Origin of the sequence: Humibacillus xanthopallidus (assembly GCF_044793955.1) — a bacterium.
GTDB classification, from domain to species: domain Bacteria; phylum Actinomycetota; class Actinomycetes; order Actinomycetales; family Dermatophilaceae; genus Humibacillus; species Humibacillus xanthopallidus_C.
Map to the genome: position 1 here is coordinate 1,659,812 of NZ_CP084995.1, position 24,768 is coordinate 1,684,579.

Here is a 24,768-nt window from a genome sequence, read left to right on the forward strand (position 1 = left end):
ACGTCATCGTAGGGTTCGGACGCGGACCGGCAACGCGCGGCGGCACCACCCGGGAGAGGGTGGTGCCGCCGCGCAGGTGCGCGCGGGTCAGGCGAGGGCCTTGGGTCAGATCTCGTCAAGGACTGCCGCCCTCAGGGTGTCGAGGCCGACGCCGCCGATGTCGAGGGCCCGGCGGTGGAAGGCCTTGAGGTCGAAGCCGTCACCCTCGCGCTGCTCGACCTCGTCGCGCAGCTGCAGCCAGAGCCGCTCGCCGATCTTGTAGCTCGGCGCCTGACCGGGCCAGCCCAGGTAGCGGTTGAGCTCGAAGCGCAGGATCTTCTCGTCCATGAAGCCGTAACGGGTCAGGTAGCTCCAGGCCTTGTCGTAGTCCCACGCACCGCCGCCGACCTCCTCGGGGGCGTCGAAGCCGCAGTGCACCCCGATGTCGATGACGACGCGCGCGGCCCGAAGTGACTGTCCCGCAAGCCAACCCATCCGGTTGCCCGGGTCGTCCATGTAGCCGAGCTCGGCCATCAGCCGCTCGGCATAGAGCGCCCAGCCCTCGCCGTGGCCCGACGTCCACGCCTCGAGGCGGCGCCACTTGTTGAGCAGCTCGGAGCGGTAGACGGTCTGGCCCACCTGGAGGTGGTGGCCCGGAACGCCCTCGTGGTAGACGGTCGTCAGCTCGTTCCACGTCCGGAACTCGGTGTTGCCCTTGGGCACCGACCACCACATCCGACCGGGCCGGCTGAAGTCGTCGGACGGGCCGGTGTAGTAGATGCCGCCGGTCTGCGTCGGTGCGATCATGCACTCGATGCGCTGGACCGGCCCCGGGATGTCGAAGTGGACGTCCTTGAGATCGGCGATCACCTCGTCGGCCCGCTCCTGCATCCAGGCCCTGAGCGCGTCGGTGCCGTGCAGCTGGTACTTCTCGTCGGCGTCGAGGATCTCGACACCTCGCTGGACCGTCGCGCCGGGCTCGAGGCCCTCGGCGATCTCGGCCATCTGGGCGTGCAGGTCGGCGACCTCCTGCTGACCCCAGCGGTAGGTCTCCTCGAGGTCGACGGCCGCGCCGAGGAAGTAGCGCGACTCCAGGGCGTAGCGCTCCGCACCGCACGCGTCGGCCTCGGGCGCGTGAGGCAGCAGCTCGCGCTCGAGCCAGTCGGCGAACGAGCCGTATGCCGCCGAGGCCGACCGCGCCGACGTGGCTAGGGCGTCCCTCACCTCGCCCGCGAGCGGTGCGTCACCCACCGTGGCGTCCTCGACGATCTTGGCGAAGTAGCCGTCGTCGGTGGTGAGATCGCGCGACTGCTCGGCGCAGGCCTCGACCTGACGGCGCGGCGAGACCTGCCCGCGCTCACGCGCCAGCAGGAGCGAGCGCTGGTAGCCCTCGAGGGCCGCCGGGATCTTGCCCATGCGGGTGGCGAACACGCGCCAGTTGGCCTCGGAGTCCTGCGGCATGAGGTCGAAGACGTCGCGCACGCTCTGGAGGGGGGAGGCGAGGACGTTGAGCGACATCTCGTCGAGCCCCGCGGCATACCGGTCCTCGGCGAGCTGGAGCCGCTCGGTCATGGCGGCCACCGTGACCCGGTCGACGTCGTCGGCGGGGGAGGCGCTCGCGAGCTCTGCGAGGGCCGCCCGGCGCAGCTGTGAGGCCGCGGCGATGCCCGTAGGGGAGAGGTCGTCGAGGTCCTCCTCGCCGCCCGGCACGCCGAGGTAGGTCGCGTTGATCGGGCTGAGCGCGACGGCGGCGTCGAAGTAGCGCTCGGCGATGCGGTCGACCTCGGTCTGCGGTCGGCTCGTCGGGGAGCCGTCGCTCGCTGCGTCGGACAGGGTCTCAGGGGCGGCAGGGGTGTCGGTCACCCGCCGAACGTACTGCACCACCCCGCCTGGGTGGCCACCGAATTGCGGCGCGTCAGTCGTCCCCCGCGCCCGCGACGACGAGCACGATCTGGCCGTCGGTCAGCTCCTGGCCGGTGCCGGGCCAGGTCGCGACGACGGTGCCCTCCTCGCGCGAGGAGGGCACCCGGACGGTCGTGACGCGCAGGTCCTCCGGGAGCTCCTCGCGCACGTCGTCGAGGGCCGAGCCCACGATCCAGCCCGGCACGGTGAGCGAGCTGCTGCCCTGCTTGCGGCCCTCCGCCTTGCCGCCGCCGCCTCGGCTGACGACGAGCACGACGGTCTGACCGGGACGCACGGTGATCCCGGCCTCCGGCAGGGTGGCCAGCACCTGGCCCTTGTCCTCGCGCGAGCGCACCTGCACCGTCTCGACGCGCAGCCCCATGACCTCGAGGGTCCGGCGGGCGTCGTCCGCCCGCGAGCCGACCAGCCCACCGGGCACGCCGACCCCCTCCGCGGGGTCCGCCGTCGTGGGGGGAGGAGCGTCAGTGGTCGGCGTGGCTGCCGGGGTCGGCGCGGCGGCCCGCGACGTCGGGACGCGGGTCGAGGTCTGCGAGCTCGTGGTCGGCGCAGCCGGCCCCGGCGCCACGGCGGCACCGGACGCGACGCGGGGTGCGTCCGGACGTCCGGTGAGCAGGGTCAGGCCGCCGACGAGCAGCACGAGCGCCGCGGCTGCAGCAGCGATCCACGCGGCTCGTGAGGGGTGACGGCGGTCGGGGACGGCCGCCGGGGGCTGCGCGCGGCGCCGGGGCTGCACCGGGACCGGCATGGGGGCGGTGGCCGTCAGCTCTGCTGCCGCCACGGCTGACTCACGTGCGGCAGCCGCTCGGGCCTGCTCGGCGGCTCGTGCCGCTGTCTCGGTGAACACCTCGCGCAGCGCGGCTGCCATGGCGTCGGCGTCGGGGTAGCGCTGGGCTGGGTCCTTGGCCGTCGCGACGGCCACGACGCGGTCGAGCGCGGGCGGGATGCCCGGGGCCGCGGCACTCGGCGGGGGCACGGCCTCGTCGAGGTGGCGTAGCGCGACGGCGACAGGGGTCTCGCCGTCGAACGGCGGGCGCCCGGTGAGCATCTGGTAGAGCAGGATGCCGAGCGAGTAGAGGTCGGACGCCGGCGAAGCGGCCTCACCGCGGGCCTGCTCCGGCGGGAGGTAGGCGGCGGTGCCGAGGATCGTGCCGACGTCGGTGATCGAGGTCTGGCCGAGGGTGCGGGCGATTCCGAAGTCGGTCACCTTGACCTCGAGGTCGGGCGAGACGATGACGTTGCCGGGCTTGATGTCGCGGTGCACGACGCCGGCCCGGTGCGCGGCCCCCAGCGCGGCACAGACCTGGGTGGCGATGGTCACCGCCTCCGCAGGCTCCAGGCGACCACGTCGCCGCAGCAGCGCGGCGAGGTCGGCGCCGGGGGCGAGCTGCATGACGATGAAGTGCTCTGCCTCGTCGGTCCCGTCACGGTGCACGCCGTAGTCGTAGACCTGGGCGATGGACGGGTGGAGCAGCCCGGCGACGACGACCGCCTCACGGCGGAAGCGCTCGACCGACTCCTCGGAGCTGCCCTGGGAGCGGTGGAGCAGCTTGACGGCGACCTGCCGGGCGAGGCGCTCGTCGGTGGCGACGTGGACCTCTCCCATGCCGCCGACGGCAAGCCGCTCGCCGAGCACGTAGCGTCCGGAGAGCCGCACCGGGGTGGAGGAGTCGGCCGACATGACGGACCACCCTAGGGCAGCGCCACGGTCGGGCGTCAAACGCCGTGCTGCACGCCAGCAGCCCATCGGAGGCCGGCCAGCAGCCGGGTGGGCAGGTCTGCCAGCAGCCCGTTCAGCACCCTGCCCAGGAGGGCGTTGCGGTCCGCCCCGTGGCAGTCACCGAGGCAGCGCGCTCGCGCGCCAGCCGCCGATCCGGGTCGAGGGTCCGACGAGTCGCCACGCCGGGTCGGCCCACGCCGACCGTCGCGCGGAGTCGTGGCCGTCCGGGTCGTCACCGCCCAAGGCGGAGAGCACGACGACGAGCGCGGCGAGCTCCTCGGGCGTGGGGTTGCCCGATACCGACAACGCCGACTGCACGGTGTTCGCTGCGCTCACCTGACTCTCCGTTCCGGCAATCCAAGCTCCTGCGTCGCGGACCCCCACAGCACGGAGCTCGCTTCGCTCGCGCGGTTCTTGTTCTCGGTCAAACCAAGCTCCTTCGTCGCGGCTCGACCGTCACAACGGGATGTTCCCGTGCTTCTTGGGGGGCAGCGTCTCGCGCTTGTTGCGCAGGGCGCGCAGGGCCCGCGTGACGTTCATCCGAGTGTTGGACGGCGAGATGACGGTGTCGATGTAGCCTCGCTCGGCCGCGATGTAAGGGTTGGCGAGCATCTCCTCGTAGTGGTGGACGAGCTCGCTGCGGTGCGCGTCCACGTCGCCGCCCTCGGCGGCCGTGGCGGCGAGCTCCTTGCGGTAGAGGATGTTGACCGCGCCCTGCGCGCCCATGACCGCGATCTGCCCGGTCGGCCACGCGAGGTTGATGTCGGCGCCGAGGTGCTTGGAGCCCATGACGTCGTAGGCGCCGCCGTAGGCCTTGCGCGTGATGACGGTGATCTTGGGGACGGTGGCCTCGGCGTAGGCGTAGATGAGCTTGGCCCCGCGGCGGATGATGCCGTCCCACTCCTGCGAGGTGCCGGGCAGGAAGCCGGGCACGTCGACGAAGGTCAGCACCGGCACGTTGAAGCAGTCGCAGGTGCGCACGAAGCGCGCTGCCTTCTCGGAGGCGTCGATGTCGAGGCACCCGGCGAACTGCAGCGGCTGGTTCGCCACGACGCCGACCGACATGCCGTCGACGCGGGCGAAGCCGGTGATGATGTTGGGCGCGAAGAGCGGCTGCACCTCGAGGAACTCGCCGTCGTCAACAATGTGCTCGATGACGTGCTTCATGTCGTAGGGCACGTTGGGCGAGTCGGGGATCGCCGTGTCGAGCCACCGGTCGTCGTCGGTGACGGACAGGTCGGCCTCGCCGTCACCGTAGGCCGGGGGCGTCTCGAGGTTGTTGCTCGGCAGGTAGGAGAGCAGCGCCTTGACGTAGTCGATGGCGTCCTGCTCGTCGGTGCCCATGTAGTGGGCGACGCCGGAGCGGGTGTTGTGCGTCTGGGCGCCGCCGAGCTCCTCGAAGCCGACGTCCTCACCGGTGACGGTCTTGATGACGTCGGGGCCGGTGATGAACATGTGCGAGGTCTGGTCGACCATCACTGTGAAGTCGGTGATCGCGGGCGAGTAGACGGCGCCGCCGGCGCAGGGACCCATGATGAGCGAGATCTGGGGGATGACGCCCGAGGCGTGCACGTTGCGCCGGAAGATCTCGCCGTAGAGGCCGAGCGAGACGACGCCCTCCTGGATGCGCGCGCCGCCGGAGTCGTTGAGCCCGATGACGGGGCAGCCGATCTTCATCGCGAAGTCCATGACCTTGACGATCTTCTCGCCGAAGACCTCGCCGAGCGAGCCGCCGAAGACGGTGAAGTCCTGCGCGAAGATCGCCACCTGACGCCCGTCGATCATGCCGTAGCCGGTGACGACGCCGTCGCCGTAGGGCCGGTTGGCCTCCTGGCCGAACTGGTTGCTGCGGTGCCGGGCGTACTTGTCCATCTCGATGAAGGTGCCCTCGTCGAGCAGCATCTCGATGCGCTCACGGGCGGTCTTCTTGCCGCGCGCGTGCTGCTTGTCGACGGCCCGCTCCGAACCGGCGTTGGCCACCTCGGCCACGCGCCGCTTGAGATCGGCGAGCTTGCCCGCCGTGGTCGTGAGGTCGGGACCGGTGCGATCGGCCGTCTGGGCGGCGTCGGCGAGTGCCTGATCGGGTGCCATGGCCGCACTCTAGTCTTGGCGACGTGCGCGATTCGCTGGACGCGGAGATCGTCGGTGCGGGCTTGGTCACGTCGGGGCAGCCTTGGCGTGGCGTCGAGTTCCATGCTGCGATCGGCTCCACCAACAGCCGGCTCCGCGAGCTGGTGACCGGCGCCTCCACCCCCACCGGCCCGTATGCCGCCGGGCCGGGTGCCGTCGCCGGTGGCCGTTGGTGGGTGGTGCTGACCGACCACCAGACGGGTGGCCGGGGGCGCCTCGGGCGGGTGTGGCAGGTGCCCGACCGCGCGTCGGTGGCCGTCTCGTGCGCGATCCCCGTCCGTGACCCCGCTGTCGCCGGGTGGCTGCCGCTGCTCGCCGGGCTCGCCCTCGCGCGGGCCCTGCGCCACGTGACGCGGGCGGCAGGCCGTGAGCTCGACCCGCGCCTCAAGTGGCCCAACGACGTGCTGCTCGGCGACGACGGCGACCGCAAGGTCAGCGGCATCCTCGCCGAGCTCGTCGCCGTGCCGACCGCTGCTCCCAGCTCGCCCGGTGCCTCGGTGCCCGCGCGTGACCCGGCGTCGAGCGCGGGCGCCGGCGACACGGCATACGTCGTCGTCGTGGGCACGGGGGTCAACGTCGACCAGACGCGCGACGAGCTGCCCGTCGACACGGCCACCTCGCTCGCCCTCGCGGGGGCGGGGGTGCGGCGGGAGGACGTCGTCGTCGCCTATCTGCGCGAGCTCGCAGCCCTGCTGCCCGTCTCCGACGGGCCGACAACGACCGAGGGGTCTGTCGGCGCGGTCGACGACGCGGCCCGCGCGGCCTACGTGGCTGCCTGCTCCACCGTCGGTGCCCACGTGCGCGTGCACCTGCCGGGCGGAGACGCGATCGAGGGCGAGGCCGTCGACGTCGACCGCGACGGCGGGCTCGTCGTGGCCACGCGAGCCGGCCGGCGCACCTTCGCCGCGGGCGACGTCATGCACGTGCGCCGGCCCTGACCTTCCCGTGATGCGGGGCGTGGGCCGGCTGGCATGATCGGGCCATGACCGCCCCGGGCTCCGACCCAGCCGACCGGGCTGGGCAGGACATCACCGAGCAGCTGCTCGGGCAGCCGCGCGTGCTCCGTCGGCGAGACGTGAGCCGCGGCGCCGAGGTGTCGCTCCTGTCGGCCCGCAAGTTCTGGCACGCCCTCGGCTTCCCGGTCATCGACACCGACGACGAGCTCTTCACCGAGGCCGACCGGCAGGCGCTCGCCACGGTCGCGGGCATCGTGCGCGAAGGACTGCTCGACGAGCCGACGGCCCTGGCGATGACGCGTGCCTTCGCGCGGTCGGCCGACCGCCTCGCGGGGTGGCAGTCGCAGCTCATCGCGGAGGCGGTCGAGGCCGAGGCGACCCTGGCGATCGAGGCGGAGCACGACGTGCCGGCCGACGAGCTCGACGCATCGGTGGCCGCCGGCTCGACCAACGCCCCCGCGGCCCCCGAGTCGCGGTCGGTGCCCGGAGTCGCGACCGCCGCCGAGACGGCACGTCGCCTCGCGGACATCACCGACCGGCTCGAGCCGCTGCTCGTCTACGCCTGGCGGCGACACCTGTCGGCCACGGTGTCGCGCATGATGGCCGACGCCGACCCCGAGTCCTTCGGCCTGACCAAGCAGCGCTCCGTCGGCTTCGCGGACCTCGTCAACTTCACGGCCCTCGTGCGGCGACTGTCCGAGCGAGACCTCGCCCGGCTCGTCTCCCGCTTCGAGGCGCTCTCGGCCGACGTCATCACCGCGCACGGGGGGCGCCTCATCAAGACCGTCGGCGACGAGGTGCTTTTCACGACCGTCGGCGCAGCGCCAGCGGCCGCGATTGCGCTCGACCTCGTCGACACGATGACCGAGGACGACGTGCTGCCCGACGTGCGCTGCGGCATGGCGCGCGGCCCGATCATCTCGCGCCTCGGCGACGTCTTCGGCACCACCGTCAACCGGGCCTCGCGCCTGACGGCCGTCGCCGGGGCGGGCTCCGTGCTCGTCGACGCGACGATGGCTCGCGAGCTCGCGAGCATGTCGGGGTTCGAGCTCACCGGCCAGCGCCGCCGCGTGCTGCGCGGTGTCGGCGCCGTCACTCCGTCCGTGCTGCGCCGCGCGTCGAGCGCGGGTCGTCGCACCACCTGAGCCACCGAATCCCACGCCCTCGCAGGCGCCGACCAAGGAGAGCCCGTATGCCGCCCAGCCCCGCCCTCGTGCGCGTCGACCGTTTCGAGGTGCCCGGTCTCGAGCACGTGGCCGAGATCGTGCTCGACCGACCCCAAGCGATGAACGCCGTCTCCACCGAGATGGCGCGGGCCATCACCGCGGCGACCGAGCGGGTGGCGCACGACGACACCGTGCGCTGTGTCGTGCTCACCTCGAGCCATGAGCGCGCCTTCTGCGTCGGAGCCGACCTCAAGGAGCGGGCCGGCTTCACCGACGCCGACCTCATGGAGCAGCGTCCGGTGGCTCGGGCGGCCTACGGCGGGGTGCTGGCGCTCCCGGTGCCCGCGATCGCTGCCGTCGACGGCTTCGCGCTGGGGGGCGGCTTCGAGCTCGCGCTGTCGTGCGACGTCGTCGTTGCCGGGGAGGGCGCGCTCGTCGGCCTGCCCGAGGTGAGCGTCGGGGTCATCCCCGGCGGCGGCGGCACGCAGCTGCTCGTGCGCCGGGTCGGGTGGTCGCGCGCCTCGCGGCTGATCTTCACGGCTGCCCGGCTCGACGCCGCGGCTGCCCTCGAGCTCGGGGCGGTCGACGAGGTGGTGCCGGCCGGCACGGCCCGGGCGCGCGCCCTCGAGCTCGCCGCGACGATCGCTGCGCACTCGCCCGTCGGGCTGCGCAACGCCAAGAGAGCGATGCGGCTGGGCGCCGACGTCGACCTGGCGACCGGTCTGGAGGTCGAGGACGCCTGCTGGCGGGCGACCGCCTTCTCGGGTGACCGGCGCGAGGGCGTCGCCGCGTTCGCGGAGAAGCGCAGCCCCCGGTGGCCGGGGCGCTGACCGGGACGCCCCGCCCGGGTCCGCCTCCGTCGGCTGCAAGGTGCGCGGCGACCGGTTGTGGATAGGCTTCGACCCGACGGGGCCTCCGGGGTCTCGTCGTACTGAGGACGGTGACATGACTCGAGTGCTCCTGGCGGAGGACGACCCCGCCATCTCGGAGCCACTGGCCCGCGCCCTCCGACGTGAGGGCTACGAGGTCGACGTGCGCGAGGACGGTGCGGCCGCCCTCGAGGGCGCCAAGGAGAACCCCGACCTCGTGCTGCTCGACCTCGGCCTACCCAAGGTCGACGGTCTCGAGGTGTGCCGCCGCATCCGCGCCGAGGGGCGCACCATCCCGGTGCTCATCCTCACGGCCAGGGCCGACGAGGTCGACACCGTCGTCGGGCTCGATGCCGGAGCCGACGACTACGTCACCAAGCCCTTCCGTCTCGCCGAGCTGCTCGCCAGGGTGCGTGCGCTGCTGCGACGCACCCCCTCCGACGCCCCCGTCACCGGTGAGCTCGTGCGCATCGACTCCGACGGCCGCCGTGCGTGGTTCAAGGGTCTCGAGCTGCAGCTGACCGCCAAGGAGTTCGACCTGCTGCGGGTGCTCGTGCGCGAGCAGGGCAAGGTCGTCTCGCGCGAGCAGCTCATGCGCGAGATCTGGGACACCGCGTGGTTCGGCTCGACGAAGACCCTCGACATGCACATCTCCGTGCTGCGCCGAAAGCTCGGCGACGACGCCACATCGCCCCAGTACATCGCGACCGTCCGGGGGGTCGGCTTCCGGTTCGAACGGCCGCAGGCCGACTGACCGTGCGCCGGCTGCTCGCCCGCACCTCCCTCGTCAGCGGGCTCGTCAGCGCGCTCGTCGCGGTGGTGATCGCGACCGGCATCGTCTGGTGGGCGGTGACGGCGCGGCCGGGTGAGCTGACCACGTGGCTGACCGCCGACCCGACGACGGGGGTGGCCCGCTTCGCCGCGGTCGTGCTCGCCGGGGGCGCCCTCGCCGTGCTCGCGGGGCACCTGGCGACGGCCGGGGTGCGCGCCCACGTCGAGCGCGCCTCGCAGGACCTCGTCGCCATGGCGAAGCGGCTCGCTGCGGGGGAGGCGCGCCTCGTGCCGGTGCGCTCCGACATCGCCGAGATCGACACCGTCTCGGAGGTGATGACCCGTCGGGCCCACGACATGACGAAGTCGCTCGCGGCGGAGCGCGACTTCGCCTCCGACGCCTCCCACCAGCTGCGCACCCCGCTGACCGCCCTGCTCATGCGCCTCGAGGAGATCTCCCTCACCGACGACCCCGAGGTCGTCAAGGAGGAGGCCACCATCGCGATCGCCCAGGTCGAGCGGCTCACCCGGGTCGTCGACGACCTGCTCGGCCGGACCCGTGGGTCGGGTGGCCCGGCCCCGGCCGTGTCGCTCGACTCGGTCATCGCCGCGCTGCAGCGCGAGTGGCAGCCGGCCTTCGAGCAGGCTCGCCGGTCGGTGAGGGTCAGGGGCGAGCGCGGCCTCTTCGTGCGCTCGACCCCCGTCGCCCTCTCGCAGGTGCTCTCGACCCTGCTCGAGAACTCCCTCGTGCACGGACGAGGCACGGTCGACGTGCACGCCCGCCGGTCCGGGCCGTCGGTCGTCGTGGAGGTCAGCGACCAGGGCGACGGAGTGCCCTCGGCGATGGCGCCGCACATCTTCGAGCGATCCGTGAGCAGCGGGACCAGCGGCAGCACGGGCCTGGGCCTTGCCCTGGCGCGCGACCTCGCCGAGTCCAACGGCGGTCGCCTCGACCTCGTGCAGGCGCAGCCGGCCCGGTTCGCGCTCTTCCTCTCCGAGGCCGAGACCGACTGACGCCCCGCAGGCCTCCATGCGATCAGGAGAGGGCCCTCAGTGACGCGGGGTAGGGTGCCCGAGTGAGGCGCCTGCACCACTTCCTCTTCGTGCGCCACCGCCACAACTGGGTCCTGCTGGGCCGGTTCGGGCTGGTGGGCGCCTCCGGCGTGCTCGTCAACATGATGACGCTGATCATCGTCAAGAAGCTCGGACCCGAGGCGCGCGAGGCCATCGTCGGCATCCCGTTCACCGACTTCAACGTGCGGTGGTACCACGTCTACTCGACGATCGCCTTCGTCGTGGCCAACCTCTGGAACTTCCAGCTCAACCGATCGTGGACCTTCCGCTCGAGCCACCGCGCCGTGTGGTGGCGCGAGTACCTCCCGTTCTTCGCCGTCGGTCTGCTCGGCCAGCTCGTCGGCCTCGTGCTGCTCACCCTGCTGATGCACGAGGGCTCGCCGCTGCATCTGTCCGAGGAGGTCTTCGACAACTCGACCGGGCTGCGCACGCGCCTCTACTGGGCCCAGCTCATCGTCATCGCGGTCGTCACGCCCGTGTCCTTCGTGCTCAACAAGCTGTGGACCTTCGCCGCGGTGCGCACCCACCACCCCGACCTCGCCGACCCCCGGCACGTCCACGAGGTGCTCGGCGAGCCCGCCGACGAGTCGATGACGCCGGACGCGCGGGTCACCACGCCGGCGCCGGCCGGTCGCCGCGACCCGGGGGCCTGAGCCGGCGCCGTCGGCCACTAGGCTGGGGCGTCGTGAGCGAGCCGACGAGCCATCCGAGCCCATCGAGCCGGCCCCAGCGTGCCCCCGGCGGCTTCCCCGTGGTCGGCGTCGTCGGCGGCGGGCAGCTCGCCCGGATGATGCAGGGCCCGGCGGTCGAGCTCGGCATCCAGCTCTCCATCCTCGCCGAGAGCGACAGCGCCGCTGCCGCGCTCGTCGTGCCCAGCTCACCGGTGGGGGACCACACCGACCTCGAGGCCGTGCGAGCCTTCGCCGCCTCGTGCGACGTCGTCACCTTCGACCACGAGCACGTGCCGCAGGACATCCTGCAGGCCCTCGAGGACGACGGGGTCGCCGTGCACCCGAGCCGCGCCGCACTGCACTTCGCCCAGGACAAGCTCGCCATGCGCGAGCGCCTCGAGGGGCTGGGGATCGCCTGCCCCCGCTGGACCCGGGCCACGACGGCGGCCGAGGTCACCGCATTCGGCGACAGCGTCGGCTGGCCCATCGTCGCCAAGACCCCACGCGGGGGCTACGACGGCAAGGGCGTGAGCATCGTGTCGGCCGCCGACGAGCTCGCCGACTGGCTGGCGAGGGTCGGGGAGCCGGGCCCGGTCGAGGGCGGCCTGCTCCTCGAGGAGAAGGTCGACTTCGTGCGTGAGCTCGCGGTGCTCATCGCCCGCAGCCCCTCAGGCCAGGCCGCGGCCTGGCCCGTCGTCGAGACGGTGCAGACCGACGGCATCTGCACCGAGGTGCTCGCCCCGGCACCCGGACTCGACCCCGACCTCGCCTCGGTCGTCACGGAGGCCGCCCTGCGCATCGCTGGCGAGCTCGCGGTCACCGGCGTCCTCGCCGTCGAGATGTTCGAGGTGCGGGCTAGGGGCGCGGAGGGAACGGAGGGCACGCGCGGCGGCAGGGCGGCATACGTCGTCAACGAGCTGGCGATGCGCCCCCACAACAGCGGCCACTGGTCGATGGACGGCGCCGTCACGGGGCAGTTCGAGCAGCACCTGCGCGCGGTGCTCGACCTGCCGCTCGGCGACCCGCGGCCGACAGCACCGTGGACCGTCATGGCCAACGTGCTCGGCGGCGACTACGAGCACCTCTACCCCGCCTACCGCCACATCATGGCGCGCGACCCCGGCGCCAAGGTGCACGTCTACGGCAAGGGCGTGCGTCCGGGCCGCAAGATCGGCCACGTCAACGTCAGCGGCTCCGACCTCGCCGAGGCGCGTGAGCGTGCCGGGCACGCGGCCGACTACCTCCGAGGAGTGATCACCGAATGAGCGAGACCGCCTCCAGCGACAGCGCCGGCAGCCACGACAGCAGCCCCGAGGGCGGCCCCGTCGTCGGCATCGTCATGGGCAGTGATAGCGACTGGCCCGTCATGCGCGAGGCGGCAGTTGCCTTGCAGGAGTTCGGGATCGCCTACGAGGCCGATGTCGTCTCGGCGCACCGGATGCCCGACGAGATGATCGCCTACGGTCAGGGCGCGGCGGCTCGTGGCCTGCGCGTCGTCATCGCCGGGGCCGGGGGAGCGGCGCACCTGCCGGGCATGCTCGCGTCAGTGACACCGCTGCCCGTCATCGGGGTGCCCGTGCCGCTGAAGTACCTCGACGGCATGGACTCGCTGCTGTCCATCGTGCAGATGCCGGCCGGCGTGCCGGTGGCCACCGTGTCGATCGGCGGGGCGCGCAACGCCGGCCTGCTGGCGGCACGCATCATCGGCTCGGGCAGCGACGACCTCGCCGCAGACGTGCGCGAGCAGATGCTCACCTTCCAGTCGGACCTGCGCGACCAGGCCCACGCCAAGGGTGCGGCGCTGCGCGAGCAGGTCGCCCGCGGTCTGCACTGAGCTGAAACTGAGCCGGCTCAACCGGTGACGGCGTCGGCTCCGTCGCCCGGCTGCACCCGGGGCCACTCGATCTTGGGGCAGGTGTCCATGACGACCGCCAGCCCGGCGGCCTTGGCCCGCTCTGCGGCTTCCTGGTCGACGACCCCGAGCTGGAGCCACAACGCCTCGATGCCGAGACGCTCGCGCTCGGCGATCGCCTGGTCGACGACGTCGCCGACGTGCGAGCTGTTGACGAAGCAGTCGACCACCTTGACCACGGTGCCGTCCGGGATGTCGGCCAGCGTCGCGTAGCCCGCCGCCCCGTGCACCCGCGCTGCGCTGGGGTGCACGGGCACGAGGTGCATGCCGAGCTCGCGCTGGAGCCAGAGGGACACGTGGTATGCCGTGCGGTCGGGGTTGTCGCCGAGGCCGACCACGGCCCACGTGGCGGGGGTGTGCAGCAGGTCGCGGACCACCTCGGGCGCGTTGTGGTGGGGGCTCATGCCGCTCATCGTGGCACGAGTGGCCCCCCGGGCGGCGGCGGGCCACGAGTGACAGGATGGGCAGATGCGATTCGGAGTGTTCGTTCCCCAGGGTTGGCGCATGGATCTCGTCGGCATCGAGCCGGCTCGGCAGTGGGAGGTGATGCTGGGCCTCGCACGGCATGCCGATGACGGTGACGTCTTCGAGTCGATCTGGGTCTACGACCACTTCCACACGGTTCCCCAGCCGTCGGGCGAGGCGACTCACGAGGCGTGGTCGCTGATGGCCGCATACGCCGCCGCGACGAGCCGGGTGCGCCTCGGCCAGATGTGCACGTGCATGGCCTACCGCAACCCCGCCTACCTCGCCAAGGTCGCTGCGACCATCGACGTCATCTCCGGTGGCCGGGCCGAGATGGGCATCGGCGCCGGCTGGTACGAGCACGAGTGGCGGGCCTACGGCTACGGCTTTCCCAAGGCCGGCGACCGCCTCGGCGCCCTGCGCGAGGGTGTGCAGGTCTTCCGCGACATGTGGACGACGGGCTCGGCGACGCTCGACGGAAAGTACTACCAGGTCGACGGCGCGCTCTGTCACCCGCAGCCGCTGCAGGGCACATCGACGGCGGGCAGCGCCGACAACGGCATCCCGATGTGGATCGCCGGCGGCGGGGAGAAGGTGACGCTGAAGATCGCGGCGCAGTATGCCGACTACACCAACTTCGACGGCACCGCCGAGGTCTTCGACCACAAGAGCGAGCTGCTCCGCGGCCACTGCGACGACCTCGGCCGCGACTTCGGCTCGATCGTGCGCTCGGCCAACTACAACGTCGTCATCGGCGAGACCGAGGCCGACGTCGAGGACCGCCTGCAGTTCTACGGCGAGCTCCTGCGCAAGGGCGGCGTCGCAGACGACAAGGCCGCGGCATCGGTCGAGGACCTGCGCAAGCAGCCCGCGGTCGGCACCCCCGACAAGATCGTCTCGATGTTCAAGGACATGGAGGCTCGCGGCATGACCTACGCGATCACCTACTTCGCCGAGGCCGCCTACGACCGGTCGGGCATCGAGCTCTTCGAGCAGACCGTCGCCCCCGAGCTCAAGAGCTGACCGCATCGAGAGAGCGATCCCGCGCACGCAATCGAAAGAGCGATTCCGCGCGCGAGAGCAACCCCCATCGAGAGAGCGATCCGCGCCATAAGGGCGCGCGGATCGCTCTTTCGATTGTGGGGGAGCGGACGGATCGCTCTTTCGATTCTGGGGGAGCGGACGGATCGCTCTTTCGATCTACCAGGCGGTCCAGCCGCCGTCGACGGCGATGACCTGGCCGGTGACGTGGGCCGAGGCGTCCGACGCGAGCCACGTGACGACCCCGCGGAAGTCCTCCTCGATGCCCATCTGGGCCAGCGGGGTGAGCCGCTCGTAGCGCTGGACGAAGGCGTCGTCCTGGCCGCGGGCGATGCCGCCGGGAGCGAACGCGTTGACCCGCACGTCGAGTGCGAGCACCGTCGAGAGGTAGCGGGTCAGCTGCGCGAGCCCACCCTTGCTCGCGGCATAGGCCGCAGGGTTGCCCATCCGGGTGCCCCCTCGTTGAGGCCAATGTTGGGCCCGACCAGGCCGTGCATGCTCGACACGTTGACGACGCTGCCGCGGCCGCCGGCGCGCAGCAGGGGCGCGAGTCGGCGGCCTCAGGCTCCGCAACTAGGATCGTCTCCGCTCCCGAGACCGGGAGGCCCGAACCCCTGCGCATGAGGAGACCGTCGAATGGCTCTCAGTTTCAATCGCGACGCGACGGACAGGGTCTATGTGATCGCTGAAGTTGGGGTCAACCACGACGGTAGCGTCGATGACGCGCACCGCCTCGTCGATCTGGCCGCCGACTGTGGTGCCGACTCGGTCAAGTTCCAGACGTTCGACCCTGCGGCCATCGTCTCGGGTCTCGCCGAGGCTGCGCCCTACCAGCGTGAGCTGGCGCAGGTGTCGACTCAGCAGGAGCTGTTGGCACGGTACGTCCTACCCGACAGCGCGTGGGGCGAGCTGGCAGCTCATTCTCGGGAGCGGGGGCTCGACTTCATGTCGACGACCGTCGACACGGCCAGCCTCGATCTGATCACGTCCCTCGACGTCCAGGCTCTCAAGATTGGCTCGGGGGAACTGACGAACAAGCCATTTCTCGTCGAGACCGCACAGCGTGGGCTGGCGGTGATCCTCTCCACCGGAATGGGCACCATGCAGGAGGTTCGTGACGCCGTGGGATGGCTGGAGGGGGTTCCACAACTCATGCTGCTGCACTGCGTCTCGAGTTATCCCGCACCGGCCGAGCAGGCCAACCTGCGGGCAATCCCGACGATGCGTGACGAGTTCAACGTGGCAGTGGGGTGGTCGGACCACACGGTGGGCAATGTCTCCGCGGTCGCAGCCGTTGCGATCGGTGCGGCGTCACTCGAAAAGCACATCACGCTGGACAAGCATCGCGAAGGACCGGATCACATGGCCAGCGCCGACGCCGAGGAGTTCACGGACTACGTTCGGGCTGTCCGGCAGGCGTACGTCTCGCTGGGCGACGGCATCAAGGTCCCTGTCCCGTCTGAGATGGAGAACCGCCCCTTGGTGCGACGCAGCTGGCACGCGCGCCACGCTCTCGAGGCGGGTCATGTCTTGACGGCTGGCGACGTCGTGACGTTGCGTCCTGCGGCCGGCCTCGAACCTTCGTTCGACATCATCGGGCATCGGACTTCTCGCAGCCTGGCTGCGGGCGCAGCAATCGTGGCCGACGACCTCGACTGAGCGCTCCGCCTTGACCACAGGGGTGAGCGCAGATGCTCAGGCGTGGAACGCGGGCCGGGCGCCTACCAGGCCGTCCACCCTCCGTCGACGGCGACGACCTGCCCGGTCACGAAGGACGATGCATCAGAGGCAAGCCATGTCACCACGCCGCGGAAGTCATCCTCCGTGCCCATGCGGGAGAGCGGCGTGAGCCGCTCGTAACGAGCCACGAAGGCGGGATCCTGTCCCCGGGAGATGCCCCCCGGGGCAAAGGCATTGACACGGACCGCTGGGGCCAGCACGGTCGACAGGTATCGGGTCAGTTGTGCCAGCCCACCCTTGCTCGCTGCGTACGCCGCTGCGTTACCCATGACTGTGCCCTCGTACAGCCCCATGTTCGGCCCCACGAGTCCGTAGATGCTCGAAACATTGATGACGCTGCCGCGACCGCCCTCGCGCAGCAGTGGAGCCAGACGCCTCGTCAGCGAGAACGGGGCCGTCAGGTTCAGCGAGAGAGCAAGCGTGAAAGCCTCATCCGTTTGCTCCTCGAACGGCACTGCGTACCCGGGCACCCCGGAAGTGCCCGTAAAGGCCGCGTTGTGCACGAGGATGTCGCATGCGCCGAGACTCTCGGCGAGTTGCACAACCCCATCGAGCCCACCGGGCTCGAGAAGGTCAGCGGGGCAGGTCAGATGCCCGCTCCCCGGGAGTCGAGAGGCGATGGCGTCACAATCCTCTGCACGGAGGTCCACGACGACCACCCGGGCACCCGCGGCTGCGAGTGCGTCCGATAGCACCGCTCCGAGCGGCCCGGCACCGCCGGTGACGAATGCCGTTCGACCACTGACGTCGAAGAGTTGCTCACTCATTCCTCCCCCTCCTGTAACTCCCGGTTGATCCAGGGAAGTCGGATTATTCCGGCAACGATCAGCGCCTCGATCAGGCGGAACTCATACTCGTCGTCGATCGAGAACGCCTGGGACTCAGGGATCTCGGCGCCTGCGTGTGTCCCCTCGTCGAACCATGATCGATCCAATCGTCGGACGAAGTCGGCTCTCCACAGGTAGAAGTTGCCATTGATGCGCAGATACCTACCGACATCCTGCCGGCGGGTGACTCCGCGCGTATCGGGGAAGAATCGTTGAAGAGCGCCAGACTCGTCGCCAGTGGGCTGGACGCCGACCCAGAGGGGGTTGAAGGTCGGTTCAGAGACGCTGATGACCCCGTCGAGCTCCGGGTGGGCGGCCAGCCGACTCGCTGCCTCCTCGAGCTGCGCTGGAACGCGCGCTGGACTGGTCGGGTCCAGCAACAGAACTGCGTCGTAGGGCAGCCCCTCCTCTCGCTCGACATACTCCAGCGCATGCCGCACCACGGGTGCCATGGGCGAGTGATCCCCCGAAAGTTCAGTCGGTCGAAGGAACGGCACGTCGGCTCCGTTGTGTCGAGCGACGTTTGCGATGTGCTCTGAGTCTGTTGAGACGATGCAACGGGTGACCGCGGGGGTCATGGCAGCAGCCCTGACGCTGTGCACGATGAGCGGCAGGCCGAACAGTTCGCGAACGTTCTTGCCGGGCAGTCCTTTCGAGCCGCCGCGCGCGGGGATGACTGCCAAGATCCGCTGCAGGGTCATCGGTTCTCCTCAGATGGTGTCGTGGCGCGGGAGTCGCTGAGTGCCCGCGCAGCATCGCACAGCTCGAGTGTCGCCAAGCCCTCGGCAAGCGTTGCGGGGGCCCCCGCGGAGTGAGCGGCAACGGCGTCCGCAGACGGGTGGAGGTCGAGGGCGGCGCGCGCCTGTATGCCCATCACGACGTCACGGTCGAGATCCTCGGGAAAGGCCAGCTCTGTGACGTCGCCTCTCGCGCTGATATGCCGGACGACGGCCGTCCCGAGATGCCACTCGAGCCCACCACTCGTCCCGCGCAGCACCAGCCCCCGAGTCTGAGGGCGGGTGATGTAGTCGAGCCGGGCTGTCACGACCGAACCGTCCGGTGTCGTCCACAGCATGGTGGCCGCCTGCTCGGCTGCGATGGATAGAGGTCCTGTGCGGTCGAGGTGCGCCCCGAGGAGCGACGGCCGGCCGAGCAGCAGGGCTGCGTAGTCGAGTTCGTGGACGAGGTCGCGCAGCACCCCGCCCTCGTCCAGCCGGGCGGAGTAGGAGTCTCGGTAGTCGCGGTCGGGTCGCCAGTCAGGCAGCCAGGATTGGGACCACACATGCGCCGAAGCCGGGGTGCCTACCTCGGCCACACATGAGAGAAGGTGCCTGAACGCGGCGTTGGCTCGCAGCGGTGCGGCCACCCACACGTCGCCGGACCGGGCGTGTGCGGCAAGTCGAGCGGCATCCGCAACGGTGGGTGCGACGGGTTTCTCGAGCAGCACTCGCGCAACGCCGGCGTCGAGGAGTGCGACAGTGTCCTCGACGTGGCGGCCGGTGTCGGTGGCGACGACGACGAGGTCGGCCGAGGTCAGTACGGCGGCGACAGTGGCGTCGTCGACGAGGCGCGCGCCCGTGTCCTCATCGACTCCGCGCGACGCACGCGGACGCACCGGCCACAGGTGTACGTCAGCCCCGAGCCGGCGGAACACGCGTGCGTGGCGCTGGCCGATCGAGCCCGAGCCGCGCACCACAACGGTCGCAGTCACGCCGTCTCCTTCGTGAAGTAGGTTGCCCATCGTGGCAGATTCCCCCGCAACCGACGGCCCGGCCAAGGTGTCGGGCCGCCCCGTCGCGGTGCATTCCCTGATCTATGTCGGCGGCACGGCGCTGCAAGGCCTCGGCGTGCTGCTGATCATCCCGTTCGCCACCCGGATACTTGGCGCCGCGGAGTTCGGGCGCGTGGCGACGGGACTGGTGATCGTCCAGATGGTCGGCACCATCGCCGCGGCCGGGCTCCCTCAGGTCATCCTGAGGGAGCACCACCGTGGGCCCGAGGGCCCGCGCGTCGCACGAGCCCTCGCCGGTGCGATGGTTCTCCTCGCTCTGGTCGTCGGGCTCGTCGGCGCATTGGGCCTGGCGGTCGCTGCGTCAGCCGGGTTCAGCAGCCTGAGCTCGAGCATTCCCGTCGTCGTTTCTGCCGTATCGCTCAGTATCGTCGTCAGCGGTCAGACACTCATGCGGGCACGGATGCAGCCCGTTGCCTTCCTGGTGCTTGCAGTGGGATCCACTGTCCTGGCCCAGCTCGGCGGGCTCCTCGCCGTACGCACCGATCCCACGGCAGAGGCCTACCTGACGGCCTACGCCGGAGTGATCGGAGGTGTCGCACTGCTCGCCATCCTCATGGGTAAGCCGCTGTTTCCGACGCATGAGCCCACGCGAGTGCGCCAAGGACTGCGGCTCGGTGCCCCACTGCTTCCGCAGGCGGCGGCGATGCTCGCCCTGCTCATGGGCGACGTCGTGTTGACGACGCTACTGCTCGGTGACGCCGCGGCGGGCACCTACCAGGTGTCACTCCAGCTCGGCAACATCGCCTTCGTCCTCTCCACGGCCCTCTTCAACGCGTGGGGCCCGCTCGTGTTCTCGCACCCCATCGAACGCCGCTGGTCGTTCACCGCCGACACGGGAGCCATCCTGACGGCGATCGTTGGGGCCGGAGGTGTAGGCGTTGCTCTCCTCTCCCCGTGGCTGGTCGCCGTCATGACGAAGTCCGACTTCGACCAAGTGGCAATGGTGCACGCCCTCGGCTGGCTTTCATCCGTTGGAGTGCTCTACATGGTCTACCAAGGTTCGTCGCTCGCCGTGCTCGACGCCGAGCGAACCAGCCGCCTGGCTTGGACCGCGCTGGCCGCCCTCGCAGTCATGGTGGCGGTGTCGCTCGTCGCCGCGCCCCTTCTAGGCATTGTCGGTGTCGCAGTGGCCAAGGTGGTCGGCTACGCGGTGCTCGCGGCGGGCACCACCTGGTTCGCGGCGCGGCACTCACCGCTTCGGTGGCCGGTCGGGGTCGGGGTGACGGTCGTCCTGGCTCTTGGGCTCGGTGTTTGCGCCGGTGGACTCCTGCCCGTTGAAGGACCAGGCGCATGGGTGCGGCTCGGGCTGGCCTCCATGGTGGCGCTCGTGGCAGCGGTCGCGGCGCCGAGAGCTCTGCGGTCCCTTCGCGGATAGGATGACGTCGCCCGTTCAGCCTGCCGTCAGGAGTTTTCTTCCGTGGTCACCCCGCTGGTCCACATGGGGTTGGGTTATGACGATCTCCTCGTCCCCGCTCTCGTACACGCAGGATTCGACACCAAGGACCTGATCCTCGTGGTTCGGACGGACGCGAACCTCGCTTGGGCTCAGCGGCACGCGCCCAGAGCAACGATCGTCCGCTTGCCTTACTCGGCTGCAAAGAGGGCCAACGCCGTCTCAGGTCTCACCCCTCATGCCCCGTTGCGGCGTGCGCTTGAGGGTGTGGGGCTCGACGTCTTGGACCTGTTGGTGAGCGAACGCGCCTTGCGACGCAACAGGGTCGACACCGCGATGAACTTCATGAACCTTGCCGCCGAGGAGATCGAGTCCGCGATCGAAGGGCGGGGACCGATTCTTGCCCTGACCGAGTTCACGGTCACCTCTGAGCTGCTGGTCGCTGGTTTGGTCACGCACCACGGGGGGTTGGCGGTGTGGCCCCGCTCGGTCCGTCTACCTGCCGACCGCTTTGGCCTCGTTGGCTGCCCTGTGGGAGTGACGCTGTTCGAGCGCGAGGTCGACGATCCCGAAGCGCGCCAGGCCGGTGCAGACTTCCTCCGGACGTGGCGCGACCAACAGGCTCGACCCACGGGGTTTGCCCAGAACCTCCGGGTCGAGTCGAGGCAAGAGATCTGGCGACTGGCCTCTGACCGCATACGAGAGTTCGCCCTTGACCGGGGCAGCAACCTGCAGTTGCCCAGGCCGACTGACTACGCCAGGTTGCCGTGGCTCAACCCCGTCAAGGCGCGTCTCAACCTTCGCGAGTATCGCTCGCGGCGTTGGGATCTCATCCCTGACAGGTTCGTGTTCATGCCGTTGCACGTACAGCCCGAGTCTAGCGTCGACGTCCACGGCCGCCTCTGGCGCGACCAGGCATATACGGCGAAGGTGCTCGCCGATTCACTGATGGAGAAGGGCATCGTGCTCGCTGTGAAGGAGCACGCCCACTTCATGTGGCGACGAGACCCTGACTTCTGGCCACAGCTCGACCTGCACCCCAACATCGCCTGCGTCGACCCTTTCGCAGATTCGCGCGATCTGGCCGCGAAAGCAGAGTTCACCGTCACCGCCACGGGCACTGTAGGACTTGAGAACTCGCTTCGGGGGTTGGCCACCGTGACAGGGGCCCAGATGCCGTGGTCCCACCTCGGCAACGTTGCGCATATCCCCGATCCGGATGACCTTCCCGCCTTCGTCGCGTCACGTGGATGGGACTCGCTCCGTGATTCCACGGCTCGTATCGACGAGTGGTTCGTCGACCACTATGTCGCCAACACGTGGAAAGGGCTTGTCCTGGATCCGCCACGCGAGCCGGCGGTTCTCGAGCCGGAGAACATCCGTAGCATCGGAGGTGCCTTTGCGGAGGCAGCGGACAGATTGAGGGCACGGAGCCCAGAGTCGGGGGCCTGAGATGACCGACAACAGCATCCCCACGGTGGCTGTCTTCGCGGCGACGAGGGCTGACCTGTCCCCGTTGGGGCCGGTGATCGCGCTCCTCGCCGAATCGCCATGCCATCGCGTGGTGCTCGTCGCCTCATCCGCCGTCGGGTCCACCGAGCACGGAAACCCACTGGCGGACCTCGGGTTGCACACCCTGGAGGTGCGATGGCTCCGCGGGGATCTGGCTCAGACCTCGGTGTCCGGTCAGACCCGAGCGGGAGCTGAGCTCTCGAGTGACCTCTCACGAGCGTTGGACGAGGTCCGGCCGGACGCCTTCGTTGTGCTGGGGGACCGTTGGGAGCTGCTCTATGTCGTGCCTCCCGTGGTGATTCGTGGAGTCCCGCTGGTCCACCTGCACGGCGGCGAAGTCACCGAGGGTGCCATCGATGACCGCGTCCGGCATGCGGTGACCAAGCTCGCCGATATTCACTGTGTCAGCACGGAGGATGCCGCCGACCGGGTCCGGCAGCTTGGGGAACCTGCCAGCCGTGTGTTCGTGACCGGTGCGCCGGGCCTTGATCGTGTGGTTGGAACGCGAGCCGCAACCGAATCCGATCTGGCCGAGCTGCTGGGCCGGCCCGTGCGACGCCCGTTGGCACTTGTCACGTATCACCCGGTGACCGTCGGTGGGCTGGATCCCCGCCGCGGCGCGGCCAATGTCCTCTCTGCCGTTGCCAAGACGTGTGGAAGCGCCATCATCACCCACCCCGGGATGGACCAGGGACGGGACGCGGTGCTCGAAGAAGTGCGCCGGGTGACCGCCGGGCAGGATGGAATGATCGAGGTCCCGGCGTTGGGGCGCGGTTACCTCTCCGTGCTGGGTGCAGTGGACGTGGTGGTCGGCAACAGTTCCAGCGGCGTCGTCGAGGCGGCCTCCTTCGGCACCCCCGTGGTCAACGTCGGCGACCGCCAGCGCGGCCGCCCCACGGGAGCAAACGTCATCACCTGCGGGGAGTCAGAGGAAGCGATCGAGGCGGCCATCAAGACCTGCCTCACGCCGGATTTCGCTGCTGCTGCAAGGCAAGTCGTCAACATCTATGGTGACGGGCAGAGTGCACCACGCGTCGTTGCGGCGATCGATCTCGCGCTCAGGCATGACCTCGCACGTAAACCCTTCGTTGATCTCAAAGGACGTACCTCATGACCTCGCATCGCACGTGGATCCTCGGTCAGGGCGGCCTTGCTCGCGAGACTCTCCAACTTCTCAGCGTCACTGGCAAGGATGTCGACGGCGACTCGCTCGAGTTCGTTGCGGCGCTGACGGCTGAGGAGGAGGCGGAGATCCTCGGTGAGCGCGGCCGCCTCGTTCTGGGCATCGGCGACGCTGGTATCCGAGTCAAGCTCCTGGACTCGTACGCCGACCACAAGACACTCTCCTTCGCTACCCTCGTGCACCCCCGAGCCGACGTCGGGGAGGGAACGCTGTTGGGGCGCGGCGTGACCGTCACCTCAGGCTGTGTGGTGACGACTGATGTCGTGATCGAGGACGGTGTCCTCCTCAACCTGTGTTCCACCGTGGGACACGACGTCGTTCTCGGGCGTGGAACCATCGTCAACCCCGGAGTGAACGTCTCGGGATCAGTCCGGGTCGGCGCCGGCGTCCTGGTGGGCACGGGGGCCACCATTCTGCAGGGGCTCCAAGTCGGTGATGGCGCAACCATCGGCGCGGGAGCCGTCGTCACCAAGGATGTGCCTCCGGGCGTCGTCGTGGCGGGAGTGCCGGCCAAGGCGTTGGCCCGATGAACCGGTCGCACTTCCGGCCGACGGTGGCACCGGTGCGTGCATGACTCTCAACCGACTCGATACCGCGAAGGCCTCGGTGACGTCCACCTTGCGCGAGGCCCTGACTGTCATCGACCGTACGGGTCTGGAGGCGTGTCTCCTCGTTCACGACGATGGCCGTCTGGCTGGGCTCTTCACGGATGGCGATGCGCGGCGAGCACTGCTTCGCGGTGCCAGCCTCGAAGACGGTGCTCTGGAGTACGCGACGAGCGAGCCCAAGATCGTGAGTGCCGGCACGACGCGCGCGCTCGTCCTCGACCTCATGCGGGCGGTGCGGATCTCGGTTGTCCCTGAGGTCGATGCTGCAGGCGTTCTCGTCGGGCTGCACACTCTCTCAGAGATCGTCGGCTCGGCTCCTCTGCCCAACGTCGCCGTCATCATGGCCGGGGGGCGTGGAACCCGGCTGGGAGAGCTCACCAAGGACACGCCCAAGCCGCTCATGACCGTCGCGGGCCGCTCGATCATCGAGTGGATCGTGCTCGGCCTCGTCGGCGACGGCGTGCGCGAGATCTGGGTCAGCGTCAACTACCTCGCCGACCAGATCGAGGAGCACCTCGGCGACGGGTCGCGGCTCGGCTGCAGCGTGCGCTATCTGCGCGAGGACCCCGCCCTGCCGCTCGGCACCGCCGGCTCGCTGACGCTGCTCCGCGCCGAGCGGCCCGACCTCACGCACCCTGTGCTCGTCATGAACGGCGACCTCATGGTCGAGTTCGACGCGAACGACCTGCTCGACGCGCACCGCCGCACCCGCGCCACGCTGACGATGGCGACGCGGACCTACCAGCACGAAGTGCCCTTCGGGGTCGTCGAGAGCGCGGGCGGCCGGGTCACCGCGGTCTCCGAGAAGCCCACGCTGAGCTTCGACATCAACGCCGCCGTGTATGCCGTCGAGCCGAGAGCGCTCGCGTGGCTCCCTTCCGGGGAGGCGAGCAGCATGCCCGACCTCGTCGAGACCTGCCTCGAGCGCGACGAGGTCGTCACGGCCTGGCCGATCACGTCCGAGTGGATCGACGTCGGCACCCCCACGGACCTCGCGCGGGCCAAGGGACACACGTGACCTCACGCGCTCGCGGCACCC

Annotated in this window: 24 protein-coding genes and 1 pseudogene; 16 read left to right on the plus strand and 9 right to left on the minus strand. The window is 70.3% G+C overall.

Annotated elements, in window-relative coordinates; all coding sequences use genetic code 11:
• Positions 1–105 precede the first annotated feature (105 nt).
• The 4 genes from LG278_RS07410 to LG278_RS07425 form a co-directional block, all read right to left on the minus strand.
• Positions 106–1,842 carry a DUF885 domain-containing protein gene (locus LG278_RS07410; protein ID WP_404392430.1) on the minus strand — a complete coding sequence of 579 codons (1,737 nt, stop codon included), beginning with the start codon at positions 1,840–1,842 and terminating at the stop codon, positions 106–108.
• Positions 1,843–1,894: 52 nt separating this feature from the next.
• Positions 1,895–3,580: a protein kinase gene (locus tag LG278_RS07415; RefSeq protein ID WP_404392432.1), complete on the minus strand. Its 1,686-nt coding sequence runs from the start codon at positions 3,578–3,580 to the stop codon at positions 1,895–1,897.
• 156 nt (positions 3,581–3,736) lie between these two features.
• Positions 3,737–3,955 (minus strand): acyl-CoA carboxylase subunit epsilon, encoded by a 219-nt coding sequence (locus LG278_RS07420; protein WP_404392434.1) that lies wholly within the window; start codon positions 3,953–3,955, stop codon positions 3,737–3,739.
• Positions 3,956–4,075: 120 nt separating this feature from the next.
• Entirely contained in the window at positions 4,076–5,710 is a 1,635-nt protein-coding gene (locus LG278_RS07425; RefSeq protein WP_404392436.1) for an acyl-CoA carboxylase subunit beta, read from the minus strand.
• Between the two features lie 23 nt (positions 5,711–5,733).
• Between LG278_RS07425 and LG278_RS07430 the strand changes: the two genes are divergently transcribed.
• The 8 genes from LG278_RS07430 to purE all read left to right on the plus strand — a co-directional run bounded on the left by LG278_RS07430 (position 5,734) and on the right by purE (position 13,090).
• Entirely contained in the window at positions 5,734–6,687 is a 954-nt protein-coding gene (locus LG278_RS07430) for a biotin--[acetyl-CoA-carboxylase] ligase (RefSeq protein WP_404392438.1), read from the plus strand.
• Between the two features lie 44 nt (positions 6,688–6,731).
• Positions 6,732–7,850: an adenylate/guanylate cyclase domain-containing protein gene (locus tag LG278_RS07435; protein WP_404392440.1), complete on the plus strand. Its 1,119-nt coding sequence runs from the start codon at positions 6,732–6,734 to the stop codon at positions 7,848–7,850.
• Between the two features lie 47 nt (positions 7,851–7,897).
• The gene (locus LG278_RS07440; RefSeq protein WP_404392442.1) at positions 7,898–8,701 is read left to right on the plus strand and encodes an enoyl-CoA hydratase/isomerase family protein; all 804 of its coding nucleotides are present in this window, start codon (positions 7,898–7,900) and stop codon (positions 8,699–8,701) included.
• A 115-nt stretch (positions 8,702–8,816) separates the two neighbouring features.
• Positions 8,817–9,494 (plus strand): response regulator transcription factor, encoded by a 678-nt coding sequence (locus tag LG278_RS07445; RefSeq protein WP_404392443.1) that lies wholly within the window; start codon positions 8,817–8,819, stop codon positions 9,492–9,494.
• A gap of 2 nt (positions 9,495–9,496) precedes the next feature.
• Complete coding sequence (locus LG278_RS07450; protein ID WP_404392445.1) at positions 9,497–10,525, plus strand: sensor histidine kinase; 1,029 nt, start codon at positions 9,497–9,499, stop codon at positions 10,523–10,525.
• A 62-nt stretch (positions 10,526–10,587) separates the two neighbouring features.
• On the plus strand, positions 10,588–11,238 hold the full coding sequence (locus tag LG278_RS07455; protein WP_404392447.1) for a GtrA family protein: 651 nt from the start codon (positions 10,588–10,590) through the stop codon (positions 11,236–11,238).
• A gap of 32 nt (positions 11,239–11,270) precedes the next feature.
• A complete protein-coding gene (locus LG278_RS07460; RefSeq protein ID WP_404392449.1) occupies positions 11,271–12,521 on the plus strand; it encodes a 5-(carboxyamino)imidazole ribonucleotide synthase in 1,251 nt (416 codons plus the stop codon).
• A complete protein-coding gene (purE, locus tag LG278_RS07465; protein ID WP_404392451.1) occupies positions 12,518–13,090 on the plus strand; it encodes a 5-(carboxyamino)imidazole ribonucleotide mutase in 573 nt (190 codons plus the stop codon). The genes LG278_RS07460 and purE overlap by 4 nt, the downstream gene beginning before the upstream one ends.
• A gap of 17 nt (positions 13,091–13,107) precedes the next feature.
• Here the strand turns inward: purE and LG278_RS07470 are convergent, their stop codons facing one another.
• Entirely contained in the window at positions 13,108–13,572 is a 465-nt protein-coding gene (locus LG278_RS07470) for a CoA-binding protein (protein WP_404392453.1), read from the minus strand.
• A gap of 64 nt (positions 13,573–13,636) precedes the next feature.
• On the opposite strand from LG278_RS07470, the gene LG278_RS07475 reads away from it, so the two are divergent.
• Positions 13,637–14,656 carry an LLM class F420-dependent oxidoreductase gene (locus tag LG278_RS07475; RefSeq protein ID WP_404392455.1) on the plus strand — a complete coding sequence of 340 codons (1,020 nt, stop codon included), beginning with the start codon at positions 13,637–13,639 and terminating at the stop codon, positions 14,654–14,656.
• A gap of 177 nt (positions 14,657–14,833) precedes the next feature.
• Here LG278_RS07475 and LG278_RS07480 read toward each other — a convergent pair whose 3' ends face one another.
• Complete coding sequence (locus tag LG278_RS07480; RefSeq protein ID WP_404392457.1) at positions 14,834–15,121, minus strand: SDR family oxidoreductase; 288 nt, start codon at positions 15,119–15,121, stop codon at positions 14,834–14,836.
• A gap of 189 nt (positions 15,122–15,310) precedes the next feature.
• On the opposite strand from LG278_RS07480, the gene LG278_RS07485 reads away from it, so the two are divergent.
• Positions 15,311–16,333, plus strand: coding sequence for an N-acetylneuraminate synthase family protein (locus LG278_RS07485; RefSeq protein WP_404392459.1), 1,023 nt, complete (start codon positions 15,311–15,313; stop codon positions 16,331–16,333).
• Between the two features lie 62 nt (positions 16,334–16,395).
• Here the strand turns inward: LG278_RS07485 and LG278_RS07490 are convergent, their stop codons facing one another.
• From LG278_RS07490 to LG278_RS07500, 3 genes are read right to left on the minus strand one after another with little or no spacing between them, the layout of a single operon-like run.
• On the minus strand, positions 16,396–17,181 hold the full coding sequence (locus LG278_RS07490; protein WP_404392461.1) for an SDR family oxidoreductase: 786 nt from the start codon (positions 17,179–17,181) through the stop codon (positions 16,396–16,398).
• Complete coding sequence (locus tag LG278_RS07495) at positions 17,178–17,942, minus strand: cytidylyltransferase domain-containing protein (RefSeq protein WP_404392463.1); 765 nt, start codon at positions 17,940–17,942, stop codon at positions 17,178–17,180. The genes LG278_RS07490 and LG278_RS07495 overlap by 4 nt, the downstream gene beginning before the upstream one ends.
• On the minus strand, positions 17,939–18,952 hold the full coding sequence (locus tag LG278_RS07500) for a Gfo/Idh/MocA family protein (protein ID WP_404392465.1): 1,014 nt from the start codon (positions 18,950–18,952) through the stop codon (positions 17,939–17,941). The genes LG278_RS07495 and LG278_RS07500 overlap by 4 nt, the downstream gene beginning before the upstream one ends.
• A 31-nt stretch (positions 18,953–18,983) precedes the next feature.
• On the opposite strand from LG278_RS07500, the gene LG278_RS07505 reads away from it, so the two are divergent.
• The 6 genes and pseudogenes from LG278_RS07505 to LG278_RS07530 all read left to right on the plus strand — a co-directional run bounded on the left by LG278_RS07505 (position 18,984) and on the right by LG278_RS07530 (position 24,747).
• Positions 18,984–20,408: a lipopolysaccharide biosynthesis protein gene (locus tag LG278_RS07505; protein WP_404392467.1), complete on the plus strand. Its 1,425-nt coding sequence runs from the start codon at positions 18,984–18,986 to the stop codon at positions 20,406–20,408.
• Positions 20,409–20,450: 42 nt separating this feature from the next.
• Positions 20,451–21,878 (plus strand): hypothetical protein, encoded by a 1,428-nt coding sequence (locus LG278_RS07510; protein WP_404392469.1) that lies wholly within the window; start codon positions 20,451–20,453, stop codon positions 21,876–21,878.
• A gap of 1 nt (position 21,879) precedes the next feature.
• Positions 21,880–23,052 carry a UDP-N-acetylglucosamine 2-epimerase gene (neuC, locus tag LG278_RS07515; RefSeq protein WP_404392471.1) on the plus strand — a complete coding sequence of 391 codons (1,173 nt, stop codon included), beginning with the start codon at positions 21,880–21,882 and terminating at the stop codon, positions 23,050–23,052.
• Positions 23,049–23,651, plus strand: coding sequence for an acetyltransferase (locus LG278_RS07520; RefSeq protein WP_404392473.1), 603 nt, complete (start codon positions 23,049–23,051; stop codon positions 23,649–23,651). Before neuC ends, LG278_RS07520 begins: the two co-directional genes overlap by 4 nt.
• 40 nt (positions 23,652–23,691) lie before the next feature.
• Positions 23,692–23,796: pseudogene (locus LG278_RS07525) on the plus strand (hypothetical protein); the annotation flags it as partial.
• A gap of 117 nt (positions 23,797–23,913) precedes the next feature.
• The gene (locus LG278_RS07530) at positions 23,914–24,747 is read left to right on the plus strand and encodes a nucleotidyltransferase family protein (RefSeq protein WP_404393569.1); all 834 of its coding nucleotides are present in this window, start codon (positions 23,914–23,916) and stop codon (positions 24,745–24,747) included.
• The last annotated feature ends 21 nt before the right edge of the window (positions 24,748–24,768 follow it).